Source organism: Brachyspira hyodysenteriae ATCC 27164 (assembly GCF_001676785.2).
Classification (GTDB): Bacteria; Spirochaetota; Brachyspiria; order Brachyspirales; family Brachyspiraceae; genus Brachyspira; species Brachyspira hyodysenteriae.
Genome location: NZ_CP015910.2, coordinates 2,397,491 through 2,416,773, shown reverse-complemented (window position 1 = coordinate 2,416,773; position 19,283 = coordinate 2,397,491). Strand labels below are relative to the sequence as shown.

The 19,283-nt window shown below is 26.4% G+C and carries 24 protein-coding genes; 13 read left to right on the top strand and 11 right to left on the bottom strand.

What is annotated here, in order from left to right; genetic code table 11:
- Positions 1-7 precede the first annotated feature (7 nt).
- The 6 genes from BHYOB78_RS10600 to BHYOB78_RS10575 all read right to left on the bottom strand — a co-directional run bounded on the left by BHYOB78_RS10600 (position 8) and on the right by BHYOB78_RS10575 (position 4,052).
- The gene (locus BHYOB78_RS10600) at positions 8-634 is read right to left on the bottom strand and encodes a hypothetical protein (protein ID WP_020064507.1); all 627 of its coding nucleotides are present in this window, start codon (positions 632-634) and stop codon (positions 8-10) included.
- Between the two features lie 10 nt (positions 635-644).
- Positions 645-1,160: a YfbM family protein gene (locus tag BHYOB78_RS10595; protein WP_012670779.1), complete on the bottom strand. Its 516-nt coding sequence runs from the start codon at positions 1,158-1,160 to the stop codon at positions 645-647.
- A gap of 43 nt (positions 1,161-1,203) precedes the next feature.
- Positions 1,204-1,467 carry a hypothetical protein gene (locus BHYOB78_RS10590; RefSeq protein WP_012670778.1) on the bottom strand — a complete coding sequence of 88 codons (264 nt, stop codon included), beginning with the start codon at positions 1,465-1,467 and terminating at the stop codon, positions 1,204-1,206.
- A gap of 61 nt (positions 1,468-1,528) precedes the next feature.
- Complete coding sequence (gene ftsA, locus BHYOB78_RS10585; protein WP_012670777.1) at positions 1,529-2,776, bottom strand: cell division protein FtsA; 1,248 nt, start codon at positions 2,774-2,776, stop codon at positions 1,529-1,531.
- Positions 2,777-2,888: 112 nt separating this feature from the next.
- Complete coding sequence (locus BHYOB78_RS10580; protein WP_012670776.1) at positions 2,889-3,389, bottom strand: hypothetical protein; 501 nt, start codon at positions 3,387-3,389, stop codon at positions 2,889-2,891.
- Between the two features lie 3 nt (positions 3,390-3,392).
- Positions 3,393-4,052, bottom strand: coding sequence for a hypothetical protein (locus BHYOB78_RS10575; protein ID WP_012670775.1), 660 nt, complete (start codon positions 4,050-4,052; stop codon positions 3,393-3,395).
- A gap of 226 nt (positions 4,053-4,278) precedes the next feature.
- Between BHYOB78_RS10575 and BHYOB78_RS10570 the strand changes: the two genes are divergently transcribed.
- Genes BHYOB78_RS10570 through BHYOB78_RS10555 form a run of 4 tightly spaced genes read left to right on the top strand, consistent with a single transcriptional unit; the run spans position 4,279 to position 7,572 of the window.
- Positions 4,279-4,953: a hypothetical protein gene (locus tag BHYOB78_RS10570; protein WP_020064506.1), complete on the top strand. Its 675-nt coding sequence runs from the start codon at positions 4,279-4,281 to the stop codon at positions 4,951-4,953.
- 21 nt (positions 4,954-4,974) lie between these two features.
- Positions 4,975-5,739 (top strand): hypothetical protein, encoded by a 765-nt coding sequence (locus BHYOB78_RS10565; protein WP_012670773.1) that lies wholly within the window; start codon positions 4,975-4,977, stop codon positions 5,737-5,739.
- A 26-nt stretch (positions 5,740-5,765) separates the two neighbouring features.
- Positions 5,766-6,755, top strand: a complete 990-nt coding sequence (locus tag BHYOB78_RS10560) for a glycosyltransferase family 9 protein (protein WP_012670772.1) — start codon at positions 5,766-5,768, stop codon at positions 6,753-6,755.
- Positions 6,730-7,572, top strand: a complete 843-nt coding sequence (locus BHYOB78_RS10555) for a glycosyltransferase family 2 protein (protein ID WP_239649056.1) — start codon at positions 6,730-6,732, stop codon at positions 7,570-7,572. The genes BHYOB78_RS10560 and BHYOB78_RS10555 overlap by 26 nt, the downstream gene beginning before the upstream one ends.
- A gap of 2 nt (positions 7,573-7,574) precedes the next feature.
- Here BHYOB78_RS10555 and BHYOB78_RS10550 read toward each other — a convergent pair whose 3' ends face one another.
- Positions 7,575-8,585 (bottom strand): SDH family Clp fold serine proteinase, encoded by a 1,011-nt coding sequence (locus tag BHYOB78_RS10550; RefSeq protein WP_020064505.1) that lies wholly within the window; start codon positions 8,583-8,585, stop codon positions 7,575-7,577.
- Positions 8,586-8,765: 180 nt separating this feature from the next.
- Here BHYOB78_RS10550 and BHYOB78_RS10545 point away from each other — a divergent pair, with 180 nt between their 5' ends.
- From BHYOB78_RS10545 to BHYOB78_RS10525, 5 genes are all read left to right on the top strand, one after another.
- The gene (locus tag BHYOB78_RS10545; protein WP_012670769.1) at positions 8,766-9,728 is read left to right on the top strand and encodes a flagellar filament outer layer protein FlaA; all 963 of its coding nucleotides are present in this window, start codon (positions 8,766-8,768) and stop codon (positions 9,726-9,728) included.
- A 135-nt stretch (positions 9,729-9,863) separates the two neighbouring features.
- A complete protein-coding gene (locus tag BHYOB78_RS10540; protein ID WP_020064504.1) occupies positions 9,864-10,427 on the top strand; it encodes an isochorismatase family protein in 564 nt (187 codons plus the stop codon).
- Between the two features lie 23 nt (positions 10,428-10,450).
- On the top strand, positions 10,451-11,212 hold the full coding sequence (gene tpiA, locus BHYOB78_RS10535) for a triose-phosphate isomerase (RefSeq protein WP_012670767.1): 762 nt from the start codon (positions 10,451-10,453) through the stop codon (positions 11,210-11,212).
- A 131-nt stretch (positions 11,213-11,343) separates the two neighbouring features.
- A complete protein-coding gene (locus BHYOB78_RS10530; RefSeq protein ID WP_020064503.1) occupies positions 11,344-12,396 on the top strand; it encodes a PdaC/SigV domain-containing protein in 1,053 nt (350 codons plus the stop codon).
- Positions 12,397-12,431: 35 nt separating this feature from the next.
- Complete coding sequence (locus BHYOB78_RS10525) at positions 12,432-13,121, top strand: endonuclease III domain-containing protein (RefSeq protein ID WP_020064502.1); 690 nt, start codon at positions 12,432-12,434, stop codon at positions 13,119-13,121.
- A gap of 4 nt (positions 13,122-13,125) precedes the next feature.
- On the opposite strand, the gene BHYOB78_RS10520 is transcribed toward BHYOB78_RS10525, so the two are convergent.
- Together BHYOB78_RS10520 and BHYOB78_RS13625 are read right to left on the bottom strand one after the other, a co-directional pair.
- Entirely contained in the window at positions 13,126-14,046 is a 921-nt protein-coding gene (locus BHYOB78_RS10520; protein ID WP_020064501.1) for a DMT family transporter, read from the bottom strand.
- A 13-nt stretch (positions 14,047-14,059) separates the two neighbouring features.
- Entirely contained in the window at positions 14,060-14,206 is a 147-nt protein-coding gene (locus tag BHYOB78_RS13625) for a hypothetical protein (protein ID WP_020064500.1), read from the bottom strand.
- Between the two features lie 162 nt (positions 14,207-14,368).
- Here BHYOB78_RS13625 and BHYOB78_RS10515 point away from each other — a divergent pair, with 162 nt between their 5' ends.
- Complete coding sequence (locus tag BHYOB78_RS10515; RefSeq protein WP_020064499.1) at positions 14,369-14,761, top strand: rhodanese-like domain-containing protein; 393 nt, start codon at positions 14,369-14,371, stop codon at positions 14,759-14,761.
- 73 nt (positions 14,762-14,834) lie between these two features.
- On the opposite strand, the gene BHYOB78_RS10510 is transcribed toward BHYOB78_RS10515, so the two are convergent.
- Both BHYOB78_RS10510 and BHYOB78_RS10505 read right to left on the bottom strand, forming a co-directional pair.
- Entirely contained in the window at positions 14,835-15,206 is a 372-nt protein-coding gene (locus tag BHYOB78_RS10510) for an STAS domain-containing protein (RefSeq protein WP_020064498.1), read from the bottom strand.
- A 25-nt stretch (positions 15,207-15,231) separates the two neighbouring features.
- On the bottom strand, positions 15,232-15,468 hold the full coding sequence (locus tag BHYOB78_RS10505; RefSeq protein ID WP_012670760.1) for a DUF3467 domain-containing protein: 237 nt from the start codon (positions 15,466-15,468) through the stop codon (positions 15,232-15,234).
- Between the two features lie 312 nt (positions 15,469-15,780).
- Here BHYOB78_RS10505 and BHYOB78_RS10500 point away from each other — a divergent pair, with 312 nt between their 5' ends.
- The 3 genes from BHYOB78_RS10500 (at position 15,781) to rimO (ending at position 19,273) form a co-directional block, all read left to right on the top strand.
- Positions 15,781-16,503: a LolA family protein gene (locus tag BHYOB78_RS10500; RefSeq protein ID WP_012670759.1), complete on the top strand. Its 723-nt coding sequence runs from the start codon at positions 15,781-15,783 to the stop codon at positions 16,501-16,503.
- Positions 16,504-16,517: 14 nt separating this feature from the next.
- Positions 16,518-17,885: a helix-turn-helix domain-containing protein gene (locus BHYOB78_RS10495; RefSeq protein WP_020064497.1), complete on the top strand. Its 1,368-nt coding sequence runs from the start codon at positions 16,518-16,520 to the stop codon at positions 17,883-17,885.
- Between the two features lie 65 nt (positions 17,886-17,950).
- Complete coding sequence (gene rimO, locus BHYOB78_RS10490; protein ID WP_020064496.1) at positions 17,951-19,273, top strand: 30S ribosomal protein S12 methylthiotransferase RimO; 1,323 nt, start codon at positions 17,951-17,953, stop codon at positions 19,271-19,273.
- Positions 19,274-19,283 lie beyond the last annotated feature (10 nt).

Here is a 19,283-nt window from a genome sequence, read left to right as displayed (position 1 = left end):
TATAATATTATTCAGAAATTACTTTGATATTATAAACATTAAAATAGTATGGATATCTGCTGAAAAGTTCTATATCAAAAGTTTTTGTATTGTTATTTATTTCTTTAAAATTTTTTATTTTTTTACTGCCATTTAAATAAAAATCCATTTTTAAAAATGAATTAATATTTCTTTCATTTATATTATCAATAATTTGTTTTGGTATTTTTATTATGAATGTTTTATTTTCTTTTATAGATTTATAGTTATTGTATCCGTCTGTAATTTCTAAATTAAATAGGGTAGGGTATATATTTATATTATATGTGTTTAATATTTTTCCTAACTTAATTATATTTATTTCTAAAATTTTTATATTATATTTTTGATTTTGTTTTGAATCATTAATTTTTAATTCTATATTTGCATCTCTGTCGAATGTTTGAACGAATAATTTATTAGTATCGAAATTATCATCTTCTAAGAATAAATTATAATTGTATTCATCTTTATGAAATCCGCTTATATGAGATTTTTCTCTGTATATATCATAACCATTATATTTTAAATCGTTTAGTTTATAAATATCATCAGACATTATAGAATAGGCATTTAAACAATAAATGAATATTATAAAAATGAAATGTTTAATCATTCTTTATTTATTATTGATCTACTGTGAATATAACGGCTCTGTTTGAATCCGAAGCATTTTTCCAAAATTCTATACTTCTATAAAAATAATCCCAAGTATATTTAAAATCTTCATCGCTTAAAGGATATTCATAATCTTTTTCATCAATTTTAAAATATTTTTCTTTGAACTTTTCTTTTGTTATAGTTTCTATTTTTGAGGCAATATCTTTAACTACATTTGCTTTTTTTAATGTTATAATATAATCTTCCTCATCATCTCCGTTTCCATATAAAACATCTCCGCCCATTATGATAGAGCCAAAAGGATAATTATCATCGCCAAATACTAAAAGCCCATCATTAGAAAGACATCTATGCATAGCGTCCCAAGATTTATCAAGCTCATAAATATATTTTGTATGCTTTTCAAAATAAATTTCTTCTAAATCTTCAGAAATAAAATCAGGTCTTTCAAACCTTGAAGTTTTTAATAATTTATTTAAATCTCTATCGCTTAAAGCAAAGAATACACCTAAACAACCCATATAAAATAATCCTTATAATATTTATTTAAAATAATAATATTTTTTATAAAAAATAATTAGCTGCAAATATTATTACAGCTAGAATAATACTATATATTAAAGACATTTTTATTTTTATAGACTTAAGAAAATATATTACTAAAAATAAAGCAAAAATTAATGTTGCAATGAAATAATATCTTTTTATACCTTCATTAATTACAATTAAGCTTATAGAAGCTACAAGATTGCTAATCATAATTACTCTTGCCAATATAAGCTGCATTGTTATAGCAAGTATATCATCATTATCCGGTTCTTGATTCATATTTTAAAGCCTCGTATAATGACTAATTATTACATATAAAGATATAAAAATCAATATTGTATTATTTAAAAAACTCAGAGAAAGGATTTTTGAAGTTGAATTTAAATCTTCCTTTTTCAGATGTTTTTTTATGAGGTATATTAACTTGAGTAGCCTCATCTAAACTCATCATAAGTATTCCAATAACTGCAGAATATGCAGGGTTATTTGCTATATCTCTTATGCCTTCTATTTTATCAGGCACACCTATTCTTGCAGTAATAGGAGCAGCACCTTTAACAGCAGTCTGATAAGCTTTGGCAAGCTCTACCAAGCCAGGAAGCAATGCACCTCCTCCTGTAAATACCATTCCTGCAGAAAGCGAATCAATATATTTCATTTTGCTTAATTCTTTTCCGCATAAACTGAATATTTCTTCTACTCTAGGCTGTATTATTTCAGTTAATACTCTTTTTGGTATTGTACGCATTTGTCCGCTTGCAGTAGGCACTTCAATAATTTCTTTTTCTCCTACCATATCTATGAATGCAAAACCATGATCTCTTTTTAATTTTTCTGCAGAAGGTATTGTAATTCTAAGTCCTTCTGCTATATCATTAGTTATATGTTGGCTTCCTACAGGTATAACAGCAGTATGCCAAACTGATCCTTCCAAATATACCATAAGAGAAGTAGTTGAATGTCCTATATCAAATACTACTACACCAAGTTCTTTTTCATCTTCAGTAAGACAAGCTTCAGAACTTCCTCTTATATTAACTATAAAATCTTTTCCTGAAAAACGCATTTTATTTAAAGTTTTTCTTAAATGTTCGCTTACATGTTTAAGCCCTGTTATGATATGTACTTTAGTTTCAAGTCTAGTTCCTGACATACCAACAGGATTTTTTATTTCATCTTGTCCGTCCAAAGAATATTCTTGTTCTATAGCTTCAATAATTTCTCTGTCGGCAGGTATCAATATATTTTTTGCACTTTCTAAAACTCTTTCTATTTCAGCAGGAGTAACTTCTTTATCTTTTGTATTAACACCTATTACACCTTTGCTGTTTAATCCTTTTATATGATCTCCGCCTATTGTGGCAATTATATCAGGAGCTTGTAATCCGGCCATATGTTCTGCTTCATTGATAGATTTTTCTATAGCATTAGCAGCGGCATCTATATTGATGATAACTCCTTTTTTGATGCCTTCACTTTCACTTTCGCCTATACCTATAACATCTAATTTGTCATTATTAACACGGGCAATGACAGTTTTTATTGATGCACTTCCGACATCTAATCCTGCTAAGATTGGCTCTTTCAAGGTAAACTCCTAAATGATAATATTATGTTAATATTCTCGGTAAAAATAAAAGTATGATTAATGATTATTTTTATGATTAATTATTATGATTTAATCAATATAATTTATTAAATTATAAGATAACCCACTTATTATTTTCATAAGACATTACAAATGTTTGTCTAGCTTTTGAAGTTGTATCTTCCACTCTGTCATATACAGATGAATCGGCATCTATATAAGCCTTTTGTCCTTCTAATTTTATATCATAAACTTTTTCTATTTTAGTTTCAAATTCAAAATCTAATGAAGGATCACTTTGTACATATTCATCAGCATTTTTTATATTTCTGCTTTTTCTTAATACTTCTTTATAATTTGTTGAATAAAATTTTTCATAAGCTATTCTTACACTGTCCTGAGTATAAGGTAAAGAATAAAATTCTTTTAAAGATGATAAAGCTAGATTTTTTAATTTATCTTCATCATATTCTTTAACTTCAATATTTTCTCTGAAATCTTCATCAGTGAGGATTATTTCCACTCTTTTAATATTTTCTTTATTATTACTATTATTGCTATTGCTGCATGATATTAATACAGCAAACGATATTAATAATATATATTTAAACATTTATTAAAGTCCTTCTAATATAGATTTTCTTGTATTTTGAGGAGGCATAGCTTCTTTTTCTTTTATTCTTGTATCAGAAGTTGTTGTAACATTGTTCATATCTATATATTTCACAACGCTAGGTCTTTCTAATATTATTCTTATATCTCCATTCTGCCAAGCTACAGTATTTGCATTCAAAAATGCTCCTTTAGTATATTTTGCATTTAATGCAGATAATAATTCAAGAAAATCAACTTGATTAGGCTGAAAGTTTATAGTTATAGAATATAAAGCATCATTTTTAAATATAAAATATCCGCTTTTATAAAATTTATTTTCTTCTAGAGCAAGAAATGTTGCACTTTCTTCAGCATTCAAATCAACAGTACCTGTCATATATTGTTTAGGCAAAGTCATTGTGTTATCGCTTAATATAGCATTTATTGTGTCTTGTCTTGTTGCGCCTAAAGTAATATTTTTAAATCCTGTGATAGGAGTATCTATTACAGCAGGTTGTCTGCCCATTATAGCGTCATTAGTTATATATTCATTATTATTTTGATTATTTTCTTCTGTTTGTGTATTATTATTATTTGGAGGAATATAAAGATCATTTGTGGCATATTGAGAAAATAAATTGCATCCAAATAAAAATATCAAAATAAATATATATCTTTTCATTTTTTATCCCAAATTTTTTATTTTATTTTTAAAACCTTATAAATACAATCTTGTTATATAGTATCGGTTATATTTTATTTCAAAATAGTAAATTTATTTTATAGCTTTTATAGAGCATATACTTGCAAATTTATGTAATTTAGATATATTTATTTAATTAAAAAAAATTGAAAAAATTATGAAATATATTATATTTTAGATATGAAAGGCTTTTAGGAAATTGGTTATGAATAAATATAATAGGGTTACAATAGTGTGCGGTCATTATGGAGTCGGGAAAACAACTTTCTCTATTAACTATAGTATGTACATTAGAAATTATACATCCAAAAATATTTATATTGCAGATTTAGATGTTGTAAACCCTTATTTCAGATCCAGAGAGCATTCCTCATATTTAGAAGAAAAAAACATAAAAGTTATAGGCAGTTATCTTCCTCAATCAGGTGCTGATATACCGGCAGTATCTGCTGAAGTTTATTCTATATTTGATAAGAAAGATGTTATAGGAATAATTGATATGGGAGGAAATTCTGCCGGAAGTTTATCATTTGCTTCTTTCCGTAATAATGCAGATGTTAATGAAACAGATGTTTTTTTTGTTTTTAATGCTAATAGAAAAGAAAATTCTACTTTTGAATTGGCATTAGGATATTTAATTGATATAGAGTCAGTTCTTGGATTAAAAGTTACTGGCATAATAAATAATACTCATTTAATGGACGATACTTCTCTTGATGATATAGAAAAAGGTGAAATTATTGCAGATAAATTATCTAAAGAGAAAAATATTCCGATAAAATTTACTTGTATTAATAACAAATTTTATCATAATAATTCTAAAATATTTACTAAATATGATTTATTTATAATGGATTATGATATAAAAAATAAAATATAGGAAATATTATATAGTTTATTTATGGATTATAGTAATGTCAGATTATATGAGATAGCTTCTATGTTATCACCTAGCGTATATGAAACTATATTCTATAGTCAATATCAAGGACGCTCAGATAAAGACGCTATAATTTTGGATGATGAAACATTTGAAAGATGCCATGTATCTGATAATGTTTATAAAAATTTCCTGTTTTCTAATGCTATACGTCTTGGAAAAAGTATTGATTATATAGGTCTTAATCAAATGCATAGTTCTATAATAGAAGATATGAAAATAACAGAAAATGATATATCCATGAAATTAAACGATATAATTTTAACTAATTTGGCTAATACTTTAATAGATATAAAATCTATGGATGTAAAGTTAGAGCCTTTTTATGTTACTTTAGTATTTAAAGGTATTAATTATTATTCTAATAACTATATAGATGAAAATGAAAAATTAATACCTACAGATGAAAGTCCTATAAATTCTATATATTGTCAGGATCAATTGTCTTTTGTCAATGATAAACATATAGATATTGTAATTTCGACGCAGCATCATAACACTAATAAGCTGAAATATATGATAATAAATTCTAATAATATTGAAGTTATTGAATCTGCTAAAGATGCCTGGAAAAATATTTTTAAAAATGATTTTTCTATGCTTTATGAGTATTTTCAAAATATTAGAAAGTCTAGTAATTTAATTATAGAAGGAAGTGTTTATAAAAGTATAATATCTGGATATGAGAAGTTTATGGATGATTTCATAGATTTAGATGATTTTTAATTATATTTTTATAATAGAATTATTTTATGAAAAATATTAACAATTTACTTATACATTCACCTAATTGGCTTGGAGACATAATTATGTCTATGCCGGCAATTTATTTAATCAAAGAAAAATATAAAGATATAAAGATTACAGTAATGACAAAAAAATCTATGGCTGGAATTTTTGCTGCTGGCGATTTAGTTGATGAGTGCATAGAATTAAGAAATTTCCCAAGATTAAGAAAATATAATTTTGATGCAGTTTTAATTTTTCCTAATTCATTTGAAAGTGCTTTCAGAGTATTTGGGCATGGTATAAAAATGCGTATAGGGTATAAAGCTGATTATAGAAATTTTATGCTTACAGAAGCTGTTGATAGAAAAGAAGTAAGATGGATACATACTTCTGATTATTATGTTAATTTGCTTAAAGCTATTGGTATAGATGAAAAAAGACCTACTTTTAAATTAAAAATAAAAGAAGATATATTGAATAAAGCAAAAGAGTATTTAAAAACTGTTAATCCTGAAAATAAAAAGATATTTGCTTATGGAATAGGGGCAACTAACAGTATTGGTAAAATTTGGAAAGAGGAATATTTTGCAGAAGTTGCTAATTATTTATCAAATAAATATGATGCTTTAACTTTATTTATTACTACACCTAATGAAAAAGAGATATCCGATAAAATATCAGCAATGCTTTTAAAAGATCCAATAATACCTTATATGTCTTTGGATATGATAGCAGCAATACTTAGTTTATGCGATGGTTTTATAGGCAATGATTCAGGGGCTATGCATGTGGCTTCTATAGTTGGAATACCTACTTTAGCATTATATTTTGCTACTCCGGCAGGAAGAAATTATCCAATTGGTATTAATAGTCATGCAATAGAAAAAAATGTTGATAACCCTGCTTGTATATGCGGAGGTAAAAAATGTAAATTGCAGACATTTGAATGCAGAGAAGTGATAAAGCCTCAGGAAGTTATAAATAAGTTTGAAGGAATTATTAATGGATTATGATGTAACTCTCTCTATAACTACATATAACGAAGAAAAATATTTGCCTATATTGCTTGATTCTATTAAAGCACAAAAGACTGATTTAAAAATAGATATACTTATAATAGATGATTCATCAACAGATAAAACATTGGATATAGCAAAGTCTTATCAAAATGTGCGAATAGTTCATAATGATAGAAAATCTGACGTACAATATATGAGAAATACAGGATTAAAAGAAGCTCTTGGAAAAGTTATAATATTTTGCGATGCTGATATAGCAATATCTGATAATTTTGTAGAAAAAATGGTAAGACCTATAGTAGATGGTAAGGTAGATACAACATTATGCAAAACTTATGCTGTATTAGAGGCATTTTATGATGTACTTCCTGAAAATTATTCTAAAAGTTATGTTGGTTTTATAAGACATTGTCCTAGATTTATGATGAAGCGTTTTCCTGTTCAATTTGTTCCTTGGATTTGTAAATGGTTTAATATGATGAAAAATAAAAAAGGTTTTGTCAGTATATGGAATGTACCAAATAGAACTCATACAACAGGCATAGCAACCAAAACAGAAATAGCTAAAAAAATAGGCGGTTGGACAGTTAGAATCGGAGACGGAGATGATGCCAAATATTCAAATGATGTATGCGATGCCAGCAGTAAGGTTTTATGGGTAGGAAAATGTATATTATTTATATCAAGAAGAAGAGTATTTCCAACTGATAATGGCTGGATAACAGACATACTATTCAAACCAATAAAGAAATGGTATAGAAATAAAATTAAAAAGAAAAATGATAATGATTATACTCAAAGCATCAGATAGTATTATCTAATATGAAATTTACTTCTATTTTGCTTTCCGTTAATCAAAGTATTTTTTATCCAAGAGCTATTGTCATTCATAGGAATCCATCTTCTTTCTTCAACTCTGTAATGCCAATCTTTATCTTCTTGATAATATATTTGTATGCCGCTTCCCTCATGTATATTTAATATTTCATTGTCATGATAATTAATTTCATCATAATCTGTGCAGGATTTTTGTCCCATTTCTGAATAATATTCATTTAATGACATTAATGATTCATTTAATTTATCATCCATTTCTTTTACATTAAGTCCTAATTTTTTGGCTTCTCTTATGGTAATAGGGTAATTATGTGAAGGGTATGCTGAATTTAGAGAATTTGATATTTCATCTATTAATTTTTGATCTTTCATATGATATGATAAAATATCTTTGCATAGTTTTATAGAGAGGCTTGAAGCTCTGTCTACTGCACCTAAAACCAATGGATGTATATATTTGTATATATGCTCATAAGGATTATTATCATTATTATTTGATTGTTCTTTCCATAACTTTATAACCCTAGCTAACTCGTCTTGACTAACATACACAAGGCTATTATCCTTATTAACAGGAGATAATTCATGCTGAAGAGATGTATCTACTGCTGTTATAAAAGCTAAAGGTCCCATTTGTATTTCATCGGCACCTAAACAAAGCATAGTAGCGGCACTTGCAGCTTCTAAAGGAAGTAATGCTATAACTTTTTTACAAGACTGCCTAAGTAAATGTACTATTCTTAAAGATGCCTGTCCGCTTCCTCCTGAGCTTTTTATAAAGAAGTATATTTTATCGCATTTACCTATATGTTTAAGTATATCAGAGAGTACAATAACATCATTTTGGCATACGCTTCCTCCATTTGAGTTCCAATATGAAAGTAATGGAGCATCAAGCTGTTTTGTAATTTTATTTATAATTTCCTGAGTTTTAGAAAATAGTATAGGCGGTTTTATAGTTTTAGTTTGCGATTTCTTGTCAGCCATAGCATAAACCTCTTTTTTAATTTACATAATTACATTTTTTCATTAGATTCTACATTAATAACAGATAATGTCAAATAATGATTTATTTTTTTGATTAAATTTGCTTGACAAATTAAGAAATTTAGTGTATAAAAGTTGTATTATTATGCTTATTAATTAGTACAAGGAGTGCAATAAATTATGAAAAAGTTATTCGTAGTATTAACTTCCATTTTTATCGCTGCATCTGCTTACGGTTTAACAAACTCAACTTTGATTGATTTTGCTTTAACAGGTAATGCTGATAACTTACAAGCTGGAGAAGGTGATACAAATGAAGTAGTTCCAGTTGCAGAAAATCTTTATAATGATAACTGGGTAGTATGGTTGAATGAATCTGCTAGATTAACAGAGAATCGCAGAAATTCTTATGTTACTAACGTAGACAGTAAAGGTAACAACGGTGCTTGGGAAGCAGGTAAAGTTCTTGGTGTAAGAGTACATTTCCCATTAGCAGCTTGGAACAGTTATGCTTTAGTAAAACCAGTATATGAACTTGAAATGTATGGCGGTGCTGATGGTACTAAATATACAGAAGGTAAAGGTGTTATACATAACGTTGGCGAAATCAAATCTATTAGTTCTTGGGTTTATGGACGTAACTATTTAATTAGTTATTTCGTAAACTTACAAAATGAATTTGGTGAATTAAAATCTTATCCAATGGGTACTGTTTACTTCAACGGTTGGAGACAAGTAAGATGGGAAAACAGAGAATACTTACCTAATGTTCGCGACAGAGTATTAGTAAGAGAACCTCTTTATCCTAGAATGATCCCTTCTGTTAAATTAGATTCTTTAGGTTTCTATAGAACTAAAGATACTAAAGGCGGAGATTTCATCACTTACGTTAAAGATGTAACACTTGAGTATGACGTAGTAGTTGTTGATTTTGAAGAAGATATCGACGATGAAGCTACTTGGCAGTTATTAAAAACAGAAAACGATAGAAAACAAGCTATCGAATCTGCTAGAATACGTGAACAAGCTGAGTTAAGAGATCTTGAACAAAGACGTATAGGCGACGGTACTGCTGCTGATCAAGGTGCTGCTGCTAATACAGGTGCTGCTGACACAGGCGCTGCTCAAGAACAAGCTCAATAATTAAATTAGTTTGGAAATAAAAGGCTAATTAATAGATTAAGGGGAAACTTTAATAGTTTCCCCTTTTTTTATTGTATTTTTTTTATTTTACAATATAATTTGTTTATATTAAAAATTATATTTAAGGAGTTATTTATGAGATTAATGAAACAACCTTTGATCAATAAAGATGATACTTTATATATATGTATAGATGAGCAGGCTAAATTAATAAATGCTGTTTATGATGTAGATACTGTTATCAAAAATACTAATATGCTCTTTAGAACTGCTGATATGCATAATATACCTGTTTTGGTTACAGAACAGTATCCTAAAGGTCTTGGAGGCACTGACGAAAAAATTATATTTCCTAAAAATTACAAATTATTTGCTAAAGAATATTTCAGCATATTTGGAACTGAAGATTTTGTAGAAGAATTTAATAAAATCAATAAAAAAAATATTGTAGTTTTTGGTATAGAAACACATGTATGCGTATATTATAGTGTTGTGCATTTACTTGAAAATGGTTATAATGTATATGTAGTTGCTGATGCTTGTACTTCAAGAACAAAAGAAAATAAGGAAATAGGTTTGGAACAAATGAGAAAACTTGGTGCTAATATAGTAAGCACAGAGATGATAATATTTGGTCATATAGAAAATTGTAAAGTTCCTTGTTTTAAAGATGTAAGCAAATTATTAAAAGATAATTAATTATATAATTTAGGAGAAATAAAATGGCTAGAAAAAAACTTATTGCTGGTAATTGGAAAATGAATAATTCCAATAAAGAAGCTTTAGAATTAGTTAATAGTTTGAAGGGCTTAGTTAAAGATGTTAAAGACAGAGATATTATGATTGCACCTACATTTACTTGTTTAAGTGATGTTAATAATGCAATTAAAGGAACTAATATTAAATTAGGTGCTCAGAATTTATATTTTGAGGAAAAAGGTGCTTTCACTGGTCAAATTTCTGCCGACATGCTTTTAGCTGTAGGATGTGAGTATGTTATTATAGGACACTCTGAATGCCGCGATATATTTGGTGAGAAAGATGAACTTATAAATAAAAAGGTAAAAAGAGCTTTAGATAAAAATCTTATTCCTGTTTTATGTGTAGGAGAACATTTAGAAGAGAGAGAAAAAGGTATTACTTCTGATATAGTAAGTACTCAAACTAAAGAAGCATTTAAAGGTTTAAGCGAAGCTGAGGCTAAAAAAGTTGTTATAGCTTATGAACCTGTTTGGGCTATTGGTACAGGTAAAACTGCTACTCCTCAGGATGCAGATGATGTACATAAAACTATTAGAGAAACTTTGAAATCTCTTTATAATGATAGTGTAGCTGAAGGTATGATTATACTTTACGGCGGAAGCGTTAATGAGAAAAATGCTGATGATTTACTTAATATGCCTAATATAGATGGAGCATTAGTTGGCGGTGCATCTTTGGTTGCTGATAAATTTGCTAGAATAGTTAATTATGTAGCTAAGTAAATTAATTTAAGAATATAATTATTGTATTATTTTTTAAGGGCAATGCTTATTAGTGTTGCCCTTGTTTTATTTTTTGAAAAATATATAATATAAAGGTTTATTATTAAATAAATTTAAAAGAGCATAATAATTTGAAGATATTGAAATTTATTTATATATTTTTATTTGTTTTTTGTTCAAATATTTTATTTTCTCAGCAGCCTCAAATTTCTTTTGTAAATTTTTATATATGTAATGGAAATATAGGAAATTCTGAAATAACTATGTATTTATATTTAGAAGGAACTAATATTGCTGGAAGATATTATTATAAAAATATAAATCAGTTTATAGATATAGACGGATATATTAAACAAAATAAGATATATATTGAGGAAAAAGTTAATAATCGTATAACAGGATATTTCAATGGAATAGTTTCTAATGATTTATATTTTTCTGGAGAATGGTCATCTTATGATGGTAATAATAAATATGACTTTTATTTTTCTAAAAATGAGTCATATCCTATAGATAATTTGAATATTATAAATTCAACATTGGAAATAGATTTTGATGACAATAGAAAATTTATATCTAGTAAAGATGCTGTTATATTAAAAAATGAAAAAAGTCTTAATAATTTAGATAGAATTTCTTTAGATGTTGATGGAATAAAATCTTTAAACACAAACAGAATAGCATATATTCTTAACAATTCAATTATTGATGAGTATAATGTATGGAAAAGATCATCATACAACAAAGATGATTTTCATGTTATAAAAGAAATAGATGTTTCATATTTAGATCAAAATATTATATCATTTTCTATATATAATTATTCTTATACCGGCGGAATGCATGGAATATATAATATTGTCCCTTCTATATATTTGATTTCAACAGGGGAGAAGATAGGTACAAATTTATCTGAGCTTGTAGAAAATGAAAATGATAGAGAATTGATTAATTTGATGAGAGCTAAATTACTTAGAAATTTTACAGAAAAAGACTTTTTTGATTTTTATTCTATTAGACTTAGCGATATTTATGATATTACTCCTTCAGGGGTGAAATTTATATGGCCATTATATAAAATAGCCGATTATGCTCAAGGTATTATAGAAATTGATTTTACTTATTTAGAGCTTAAACCTTTCATAAGAAAAGATTCTAAATTTTGGTATTTGTTTAATAAATAATTTATTATTGTTATGTTAGATTGAGGATATATTTTATGAATGATAATGATATTCACCCAATAATGAAAGAGCTTACAAAAGTTACTAAAGAAATGCCTATGCCTGTTGTAACTGAAATAAAATTATTAACAAATAGAGATGCTTATAAAATTTTAATATCTACAATGCTTTCACTTAGAACAAAAGATCCTACAACAAGAGATGCTTCTATGAGATTATTTGAGAAAGCAGGTAATCCTAAAGATATGCTTAAACTTTCAGAAGAAGAAATTGCAAAGTTAATATATCCTGTAGGTTTTTATAAAGTGAAAGCTAAAAACATATTAGAAGTATCTCAAATGATAATAGATGATTTTAAAGGACAAGTTCCTGATGAAATAGATGAACTTTTGAAACTCAAAGGTGTTGGAAGAAAGGTTGCCAATTTAGTAGTAACTGAAGCTTTTGATAAAGATGGTATATGCGTAGATACTCATGTTCATAGAATATCAAATAGATTTGGGTATGTTAATACAAAAACTCCTGAAGAAACAGAGTTTGCATTGAGAGATAAATTACCTAAAGAATATTGGAGAGTTTATAATGATACTTTGGTTGTTTACGGGCAGAATTTATGCAAGCCTATTTCTCCATTATGCTCAAAATGTACAGTTTCTCAGTACTGCGATTATTTCAAAAATGAATATAAAGATACTAAAGAAAAAAAATCCAGCAAAAAGAAATAAATCCTTATTGATTATTTATTATCTTTCTTTGATTTATATTTTTAAATGAAATATTTGTCTGAGATATTATAACACCTAACAATATAAAAATTATTCCTATAATAGCAAATAAAGTTATATTTTCATTTAATACTATTTTTGAAGTAATTAAAGTTATTATAGGTATTAGGTATATGTATGTATTAGTTTTTACAGCACCTAATATTTTTGTTGCATAAGCCCAAGTTATAAAACATAAAGTGCATGCTATAAATGATAAAAATAAAAAATTAATCAAATTTACAGGTTTTAAATAATCATTTATATTTATATCAAATCCCATAAAAAACATTACAGGAAGCATAAATATTATTCCATACATAAAAGTCTTTTTAGTTATTAAAATAGAATTATGTCCTAAGTCTGCTGCTTTCTTTACCAATACAGAATATATTCCCCACATAACAGCAGCAAGCAGAGCAAACATGTCTCCTATAGGATTTATTTTTAATATAAACTTTCCATTAAAAGTTATTACTGCTATTCCAATTATTGCAAATATAAACCCTACGAAAAAATTAGTTTTTAGTTTTTCTTTTAAAAACATTGAAGCAAATATTCCTGTAAATAATGGGCCTATAGCAACTAAAATACCAACATTTGATGCGAGAGAATAATTTAATGCCATATTTTCAAATAGATAATAAAGTGTTATTCCGCTTAATCCTGTAATGGCAAATAATATTTCTTCTTTCTTTGAATATATCTTATTATTTTTTGGATATATTATAAATAATAGAGCAAATCCTAATAAAAATCTGCTGAAAAGTATTTCTACAGGAGAAAAATCTCTTAATAATATTTTTGTTGAAATAAAAGTAATACCCCACATTAATATACTGAAAAATGTGCATAAGTATGCTTTAATATTTTGATTGATAAACATGGTGTTTTTCCAATTATTTAGAAGAATCCTTTATAACATTTTTTATATATTCATCATCTTCTATAATTTTGATAGAATTTTTATTATCTGTTTCTTTTTTATCAGCACAAGACAATAATAACATAATTAAAACTAATAAACAATAGATTTTTTTTATCATTATATTATCCGCAAACAAATTTATACTTTATTATATAAACAGTATAATCGCCAAAAATATAAAAAATAATTAGTTTATTACTAAAATTGTTTGACAAAAAGCATAAATATAATATTATTGTTATTAACATAATATTTGCATAATTTTAAAGGAACTGTAAAAATGAAAAAAATTTTATTATATTTTATTATTTCAGTGTCATTATTATTTGTATTTTCATGCTCTAAAAAACCATATGATAATATTAATTTGAAAAAAGCATTGGATTTAATGAGTAAATCAACAAATTTAGTTTTATTAGATGTAAGAACAGCAGAAGAATATATGGGAGGAAGTGCTCCTAATTCTATAAATATAGATGTTCTTAATACTGATTTCAAAAGTAAAATAGATCTTTTAGATAAAAATAAAGAATATATAGTATACTGCAGAAGCGGAAACAGATCTTCTATAGCTTCAAGTATAATGGCTACTAATGGTTTTTTACATGTTTATAATTTACAGAATATAAGTTATGCTGATTTTGTAAATGCTATATTAACAAATCAAAATTAATTTTTTTAATAATACAATAATAAGCAAGGATATCAAAAATCCCTGCTTATTTTTTATTATTATGATGTTATTATCATGATGCTTTTACTTCTTTTATGGCATTTTGTATATCATCATGTATTTTTATCTTTTTATGTGCTTCTAATGATTTTAATGACCATTTTGAATATTCATTTAAACCCGTTAATATTAGATTTCCTCCTCTAAATTCCAATACTTTTTGAACTTCAAGCATTAAATATATCGCATTTGATATTATATATTTTGTATTGTTTCTAAAATGTATAATAATATTTTTTGCATGATTTTCTAAAAGCCTATTTACTATATTATAAAGTTCATTGTATATGCTTTTATTAATGTCTTTTTCTATTATCAGTATTATATTTTTATCATTATTTATATAGTATTCTTTTATACTGTTTTTTATAATATTTTTTTCCATAAATTTACTCCTTTATTAAAATATTTTATATTAGATTTCCTCCTTCTCTAAATTTATCAACTTTTTCTTTCAAAGTATCATACAGCCTTAAAAAGCTTGGAAGAGATAAATATACAGCAGCATCAACGTCCACCGTATTTTCTTTTCTCATTTCATTCCCAAGAAGAAGCACTATTTCCTCATCATTTTGTATTACAGCACTTCTATTGCTATATATGGTTCTTGATTTTTTCATATTGTATTTTGTATTGTTTATTTTCATATTATCTCCATTTATGATTCACATATAAATTAATATAATGTAATCATTTATAATTATTTTTTATGTATTTAAAATATACTTTTTATTTTAAATAAGTCATTAATGTGAAGTAATATATAGTTCCTATAAATATTAAAAAGTATATATTTTATAAAAAAAATTGAAATTTATAAGCTTTTTTTATAAAAAACGAGTATGAATTTATTTGTTTTAAATAAAAAAATAAAATACTTGTTTTTTATAGATTTTTATTATATCATATAATATTAGTAAAAAAGTAAGTTTAATATTTTAAGGAAATCAAATTAATTTATGAAAAAAGTTGTATTATTTATTATATTATTAAGTGTTCAAGCCTATTCACAGATAATGACTCCAGAAAAAGTTGTAAGTATGATATCCAACAGATTTTCAACTATTAAAGGATTTTCAGCTAATTTTGTGGAAAGAAATGGAGAAAAAGTTTCTTATGGCAATGTTATAACAAAAAATCCTAATCTATTTAGAATGCAGTATTCAAGCGGAGGAAACGGACAGTCTATATACTGCAATGGTGAAACTTTATGGATAATATTTCCTAGAAATAATGTAGTAGCAGAGCAGAAATTAAATTATGGTGATTCAGGCGCTATATACACTCCTGAAGGAATTATGAGACTTACAACTAAATTTAATATAGATTTTTATAATGAAAGAGAAATGGTATCTTTAAATAGCTTTAATGATTCTGAACTAGGTATAGCTAAGTATAATAGTTCTTATGCGGCAAATGATAATAGGAAGGCTTATCATATGCTTTTAACTTCAAAGCAGGCTAGTGTAGACAGAACCGGTTTTACAAAGATACATTTATGGGTTGATAATACAGGTATGATTATAAGAATATTAGGAATAACAACAACAAATGTTCCGGTAGAGTATTTATTTACTTCTATTAGATATAATCCTAATTATGAAGATAATAATAAAGATTTTGAACCTGAAATATCAGAAAATATGCAGGTGCTTAAAGATGGTTTGGTACCTAACAATTAATTTTAAGGATTTATATGGAAACTATAGGTCAAATATTAAAAAATGCTAGAGAAAAGAAAGGGCTTACTATAGAAGAACTTGAGGCTACTACTCATATAGTTGCTAAATTTATTAAGGCTTTGGAAAATGAAGAATTTGATGTTCTTCCTGGCGAAATATATGTTAAGGGTTTTATAAAGAATTTAAGCGATAAATTATCATTAGATGCTGATATGGTTCTTGAGAGATATAATTTGCAGAAAAACGGCATTAAATCTGATCAGGATTTATTAAAAAGCGGTAAAGCAATTAAAAATATTAAGAAAAATAAAGAGCCTGTAAAAGAAGTTAAAGAAACTAAAGATAATAAAGAACAAGAACCTGTTAAAGAGGCAGTAAAAGAAGTTAATACAAAAGAATCTCTTAAAGATGCTATAAATACAGAAAAGCATGAAGAAAAGACTATAAAAGAAACAAATAAAAAAAATAAAAATACCAATACCAATAATCGTGCTGAAGCTGATTTGCTTTTTATGGCTAGAAGAGATTTATATAAATTAAGAAATAAAAATAGATCTGTAATGCCTACAGTTATTATTATACTTGCAGTTATAGTTGTTATAGCGGTTATAGTGTTTAATTGGAAGAATATAACAGGATTTATATTTCCTTCAAATAATAAAAGACAAAACAGAAATGAAGTTGAAATATCAAAAAATATAGTTGATAGTAAAGCTAAGCAGAGCGTAAAATCAGGAGATATTATATACTTCAAGCCTCTTGGAATATCCGCTACTATAAAATTTAACAGTATTGGTAATGTGCTTCATATCAATATTAATGGACAGGATTTATCTTTCTCTAAAAGCAGCCCTATAATATTGGACTTGAATGGAAATGGAATAAATGATTTCAAAATAAGTGTTATAGAAGTTTATGATAATTCAGCTACTGTTGAAATGGAAAAACTTGAAGAAGATCAGATGATTAATACAGCTTATACTAATGATATTGAAACAACAGCTGCTTTAAATACTACTAATTATAATGACACTGTATCTACTAATTTAGTTGTGATAAATGGAGAAACTTATATAGAACAGGATACTGAAAAAGTAGATATAAGAATAGAAATAACTGCTAAGCATTTTGTATATATAAGATATTTTATAGATTCTAACAGACCGGCAACTACTAACCTTTTAAGCGGTAAAACATTATATTTAGAAGCCAATGATGTTGTTATGCTTACTATAGGTAATGCTGGAGAGGTTGTAGTTAAAGTTAATGGCAAGATTATTAATGTAGGTGCTGCAGGAGAGACAGTTAATAAGACTATAAAATGGGTTAAGAATTTGAATGATTCTACTAGATATAATCTTATTATGTCAGATACTAAGTAATTATTTATTATTTGGGTATTTTTGCAGTATAGTATCATAATTTAATATTAAAAAGGAAATTTAATTTGCAAAATATATATTTACATAGTTTAGGATGTGAGAAGAATACAGTTGATGGAGAGCATATATTAGCCATATTACAGAAAAAAGGCTTTAATATTACAAATAACCCAGAAGATGCAGATATAATAGTTATAAATACTTGTGCTTTTATAGAGGATTCAAAGAAAGAATCTATTGATGCTATATTTGATCATTCTATGTATAAAAAATATGGAAAATGTAAGAGATTAATAGTATCAGGCTGTATGAGTGAAAGATATAAAGAAAATTTCCTTGAGATGTTCAAGGAAGTTGATTCTGCTATAGGTATATATGATTTAGAGAATATATTAAAAGCTGTAGAAGAAGACGGGTTTCATGATGCAAAAGAAAATACTGAATATAAAGAGTATGGCGATAGGGTAAATACAGGTACTAAGTATAGCGTTTATATAAGAATAAGCGACGGATGTCATGCAAACTGCAGTTTTTGTGCTATACCAGGAATAAGAGGCGAGCATAGAAGCAGAAAGATTGAGGATATTGTAAAAGAGGCTGAAAATTATGCTAAAAATGGAGCTAAAGAAATCAATTTGATAGCTCAGGAAACAACTTTCTATGGATATGATATATATAAAAAACTAGCCTTACCAGATTTGCTTAAAGCTCTTTCAAAAGTTGAAGGCATTGAATGGATAAGAGTATTATATCAGAATCCTGTTGTTTTGAATGATGAGATAATAGAATCATTCTTTAATACAGAAAAAGTTGTTCCTTATTTTGATATACCTTTGCAGCATGTTGATAAAGATATATTAAAAGATATGAACAGAGGCACAAGAAGCTATAAATTCTATAGAGAAATGATAGACAAAATAAGAAGCTATAATAATGATGCTGTTATAAGAACTTCTTTGATAGTAGGATTTCCAGGAGAAACTGCTGAGTCATTTAAAAAGTTAATAAAGTTTGTAAGAAATGCTAAACTTGATAGGGTAGGAGTATTTACATATTCTGAAGAGGAGAATACTAAGGCTTTACTTATCAATAAACCTAAAATGAGCAGAAATAGAAAATTGATGCTTAGAGAAAAACTTATGAGGGCTGCTATAGAAGTATCCGAAAAAAGATTAGAAAGGTTTATAGGAAGAACTATAGATGTATTGATAGAGAAAAAAGAAGATGATAATAAGTTTATAGGCAGAAGCATATATGATGCTCCGGAAGTTGATGGATATGTTGAAGTTTATAATGAAAATACTAATAATAATATAAATATTGGCGATATAGTGCAGGTTGCTGTTACTCATAATACAGAATATGATTTAATAGGCAATGTTATTTAATTAGGAGATC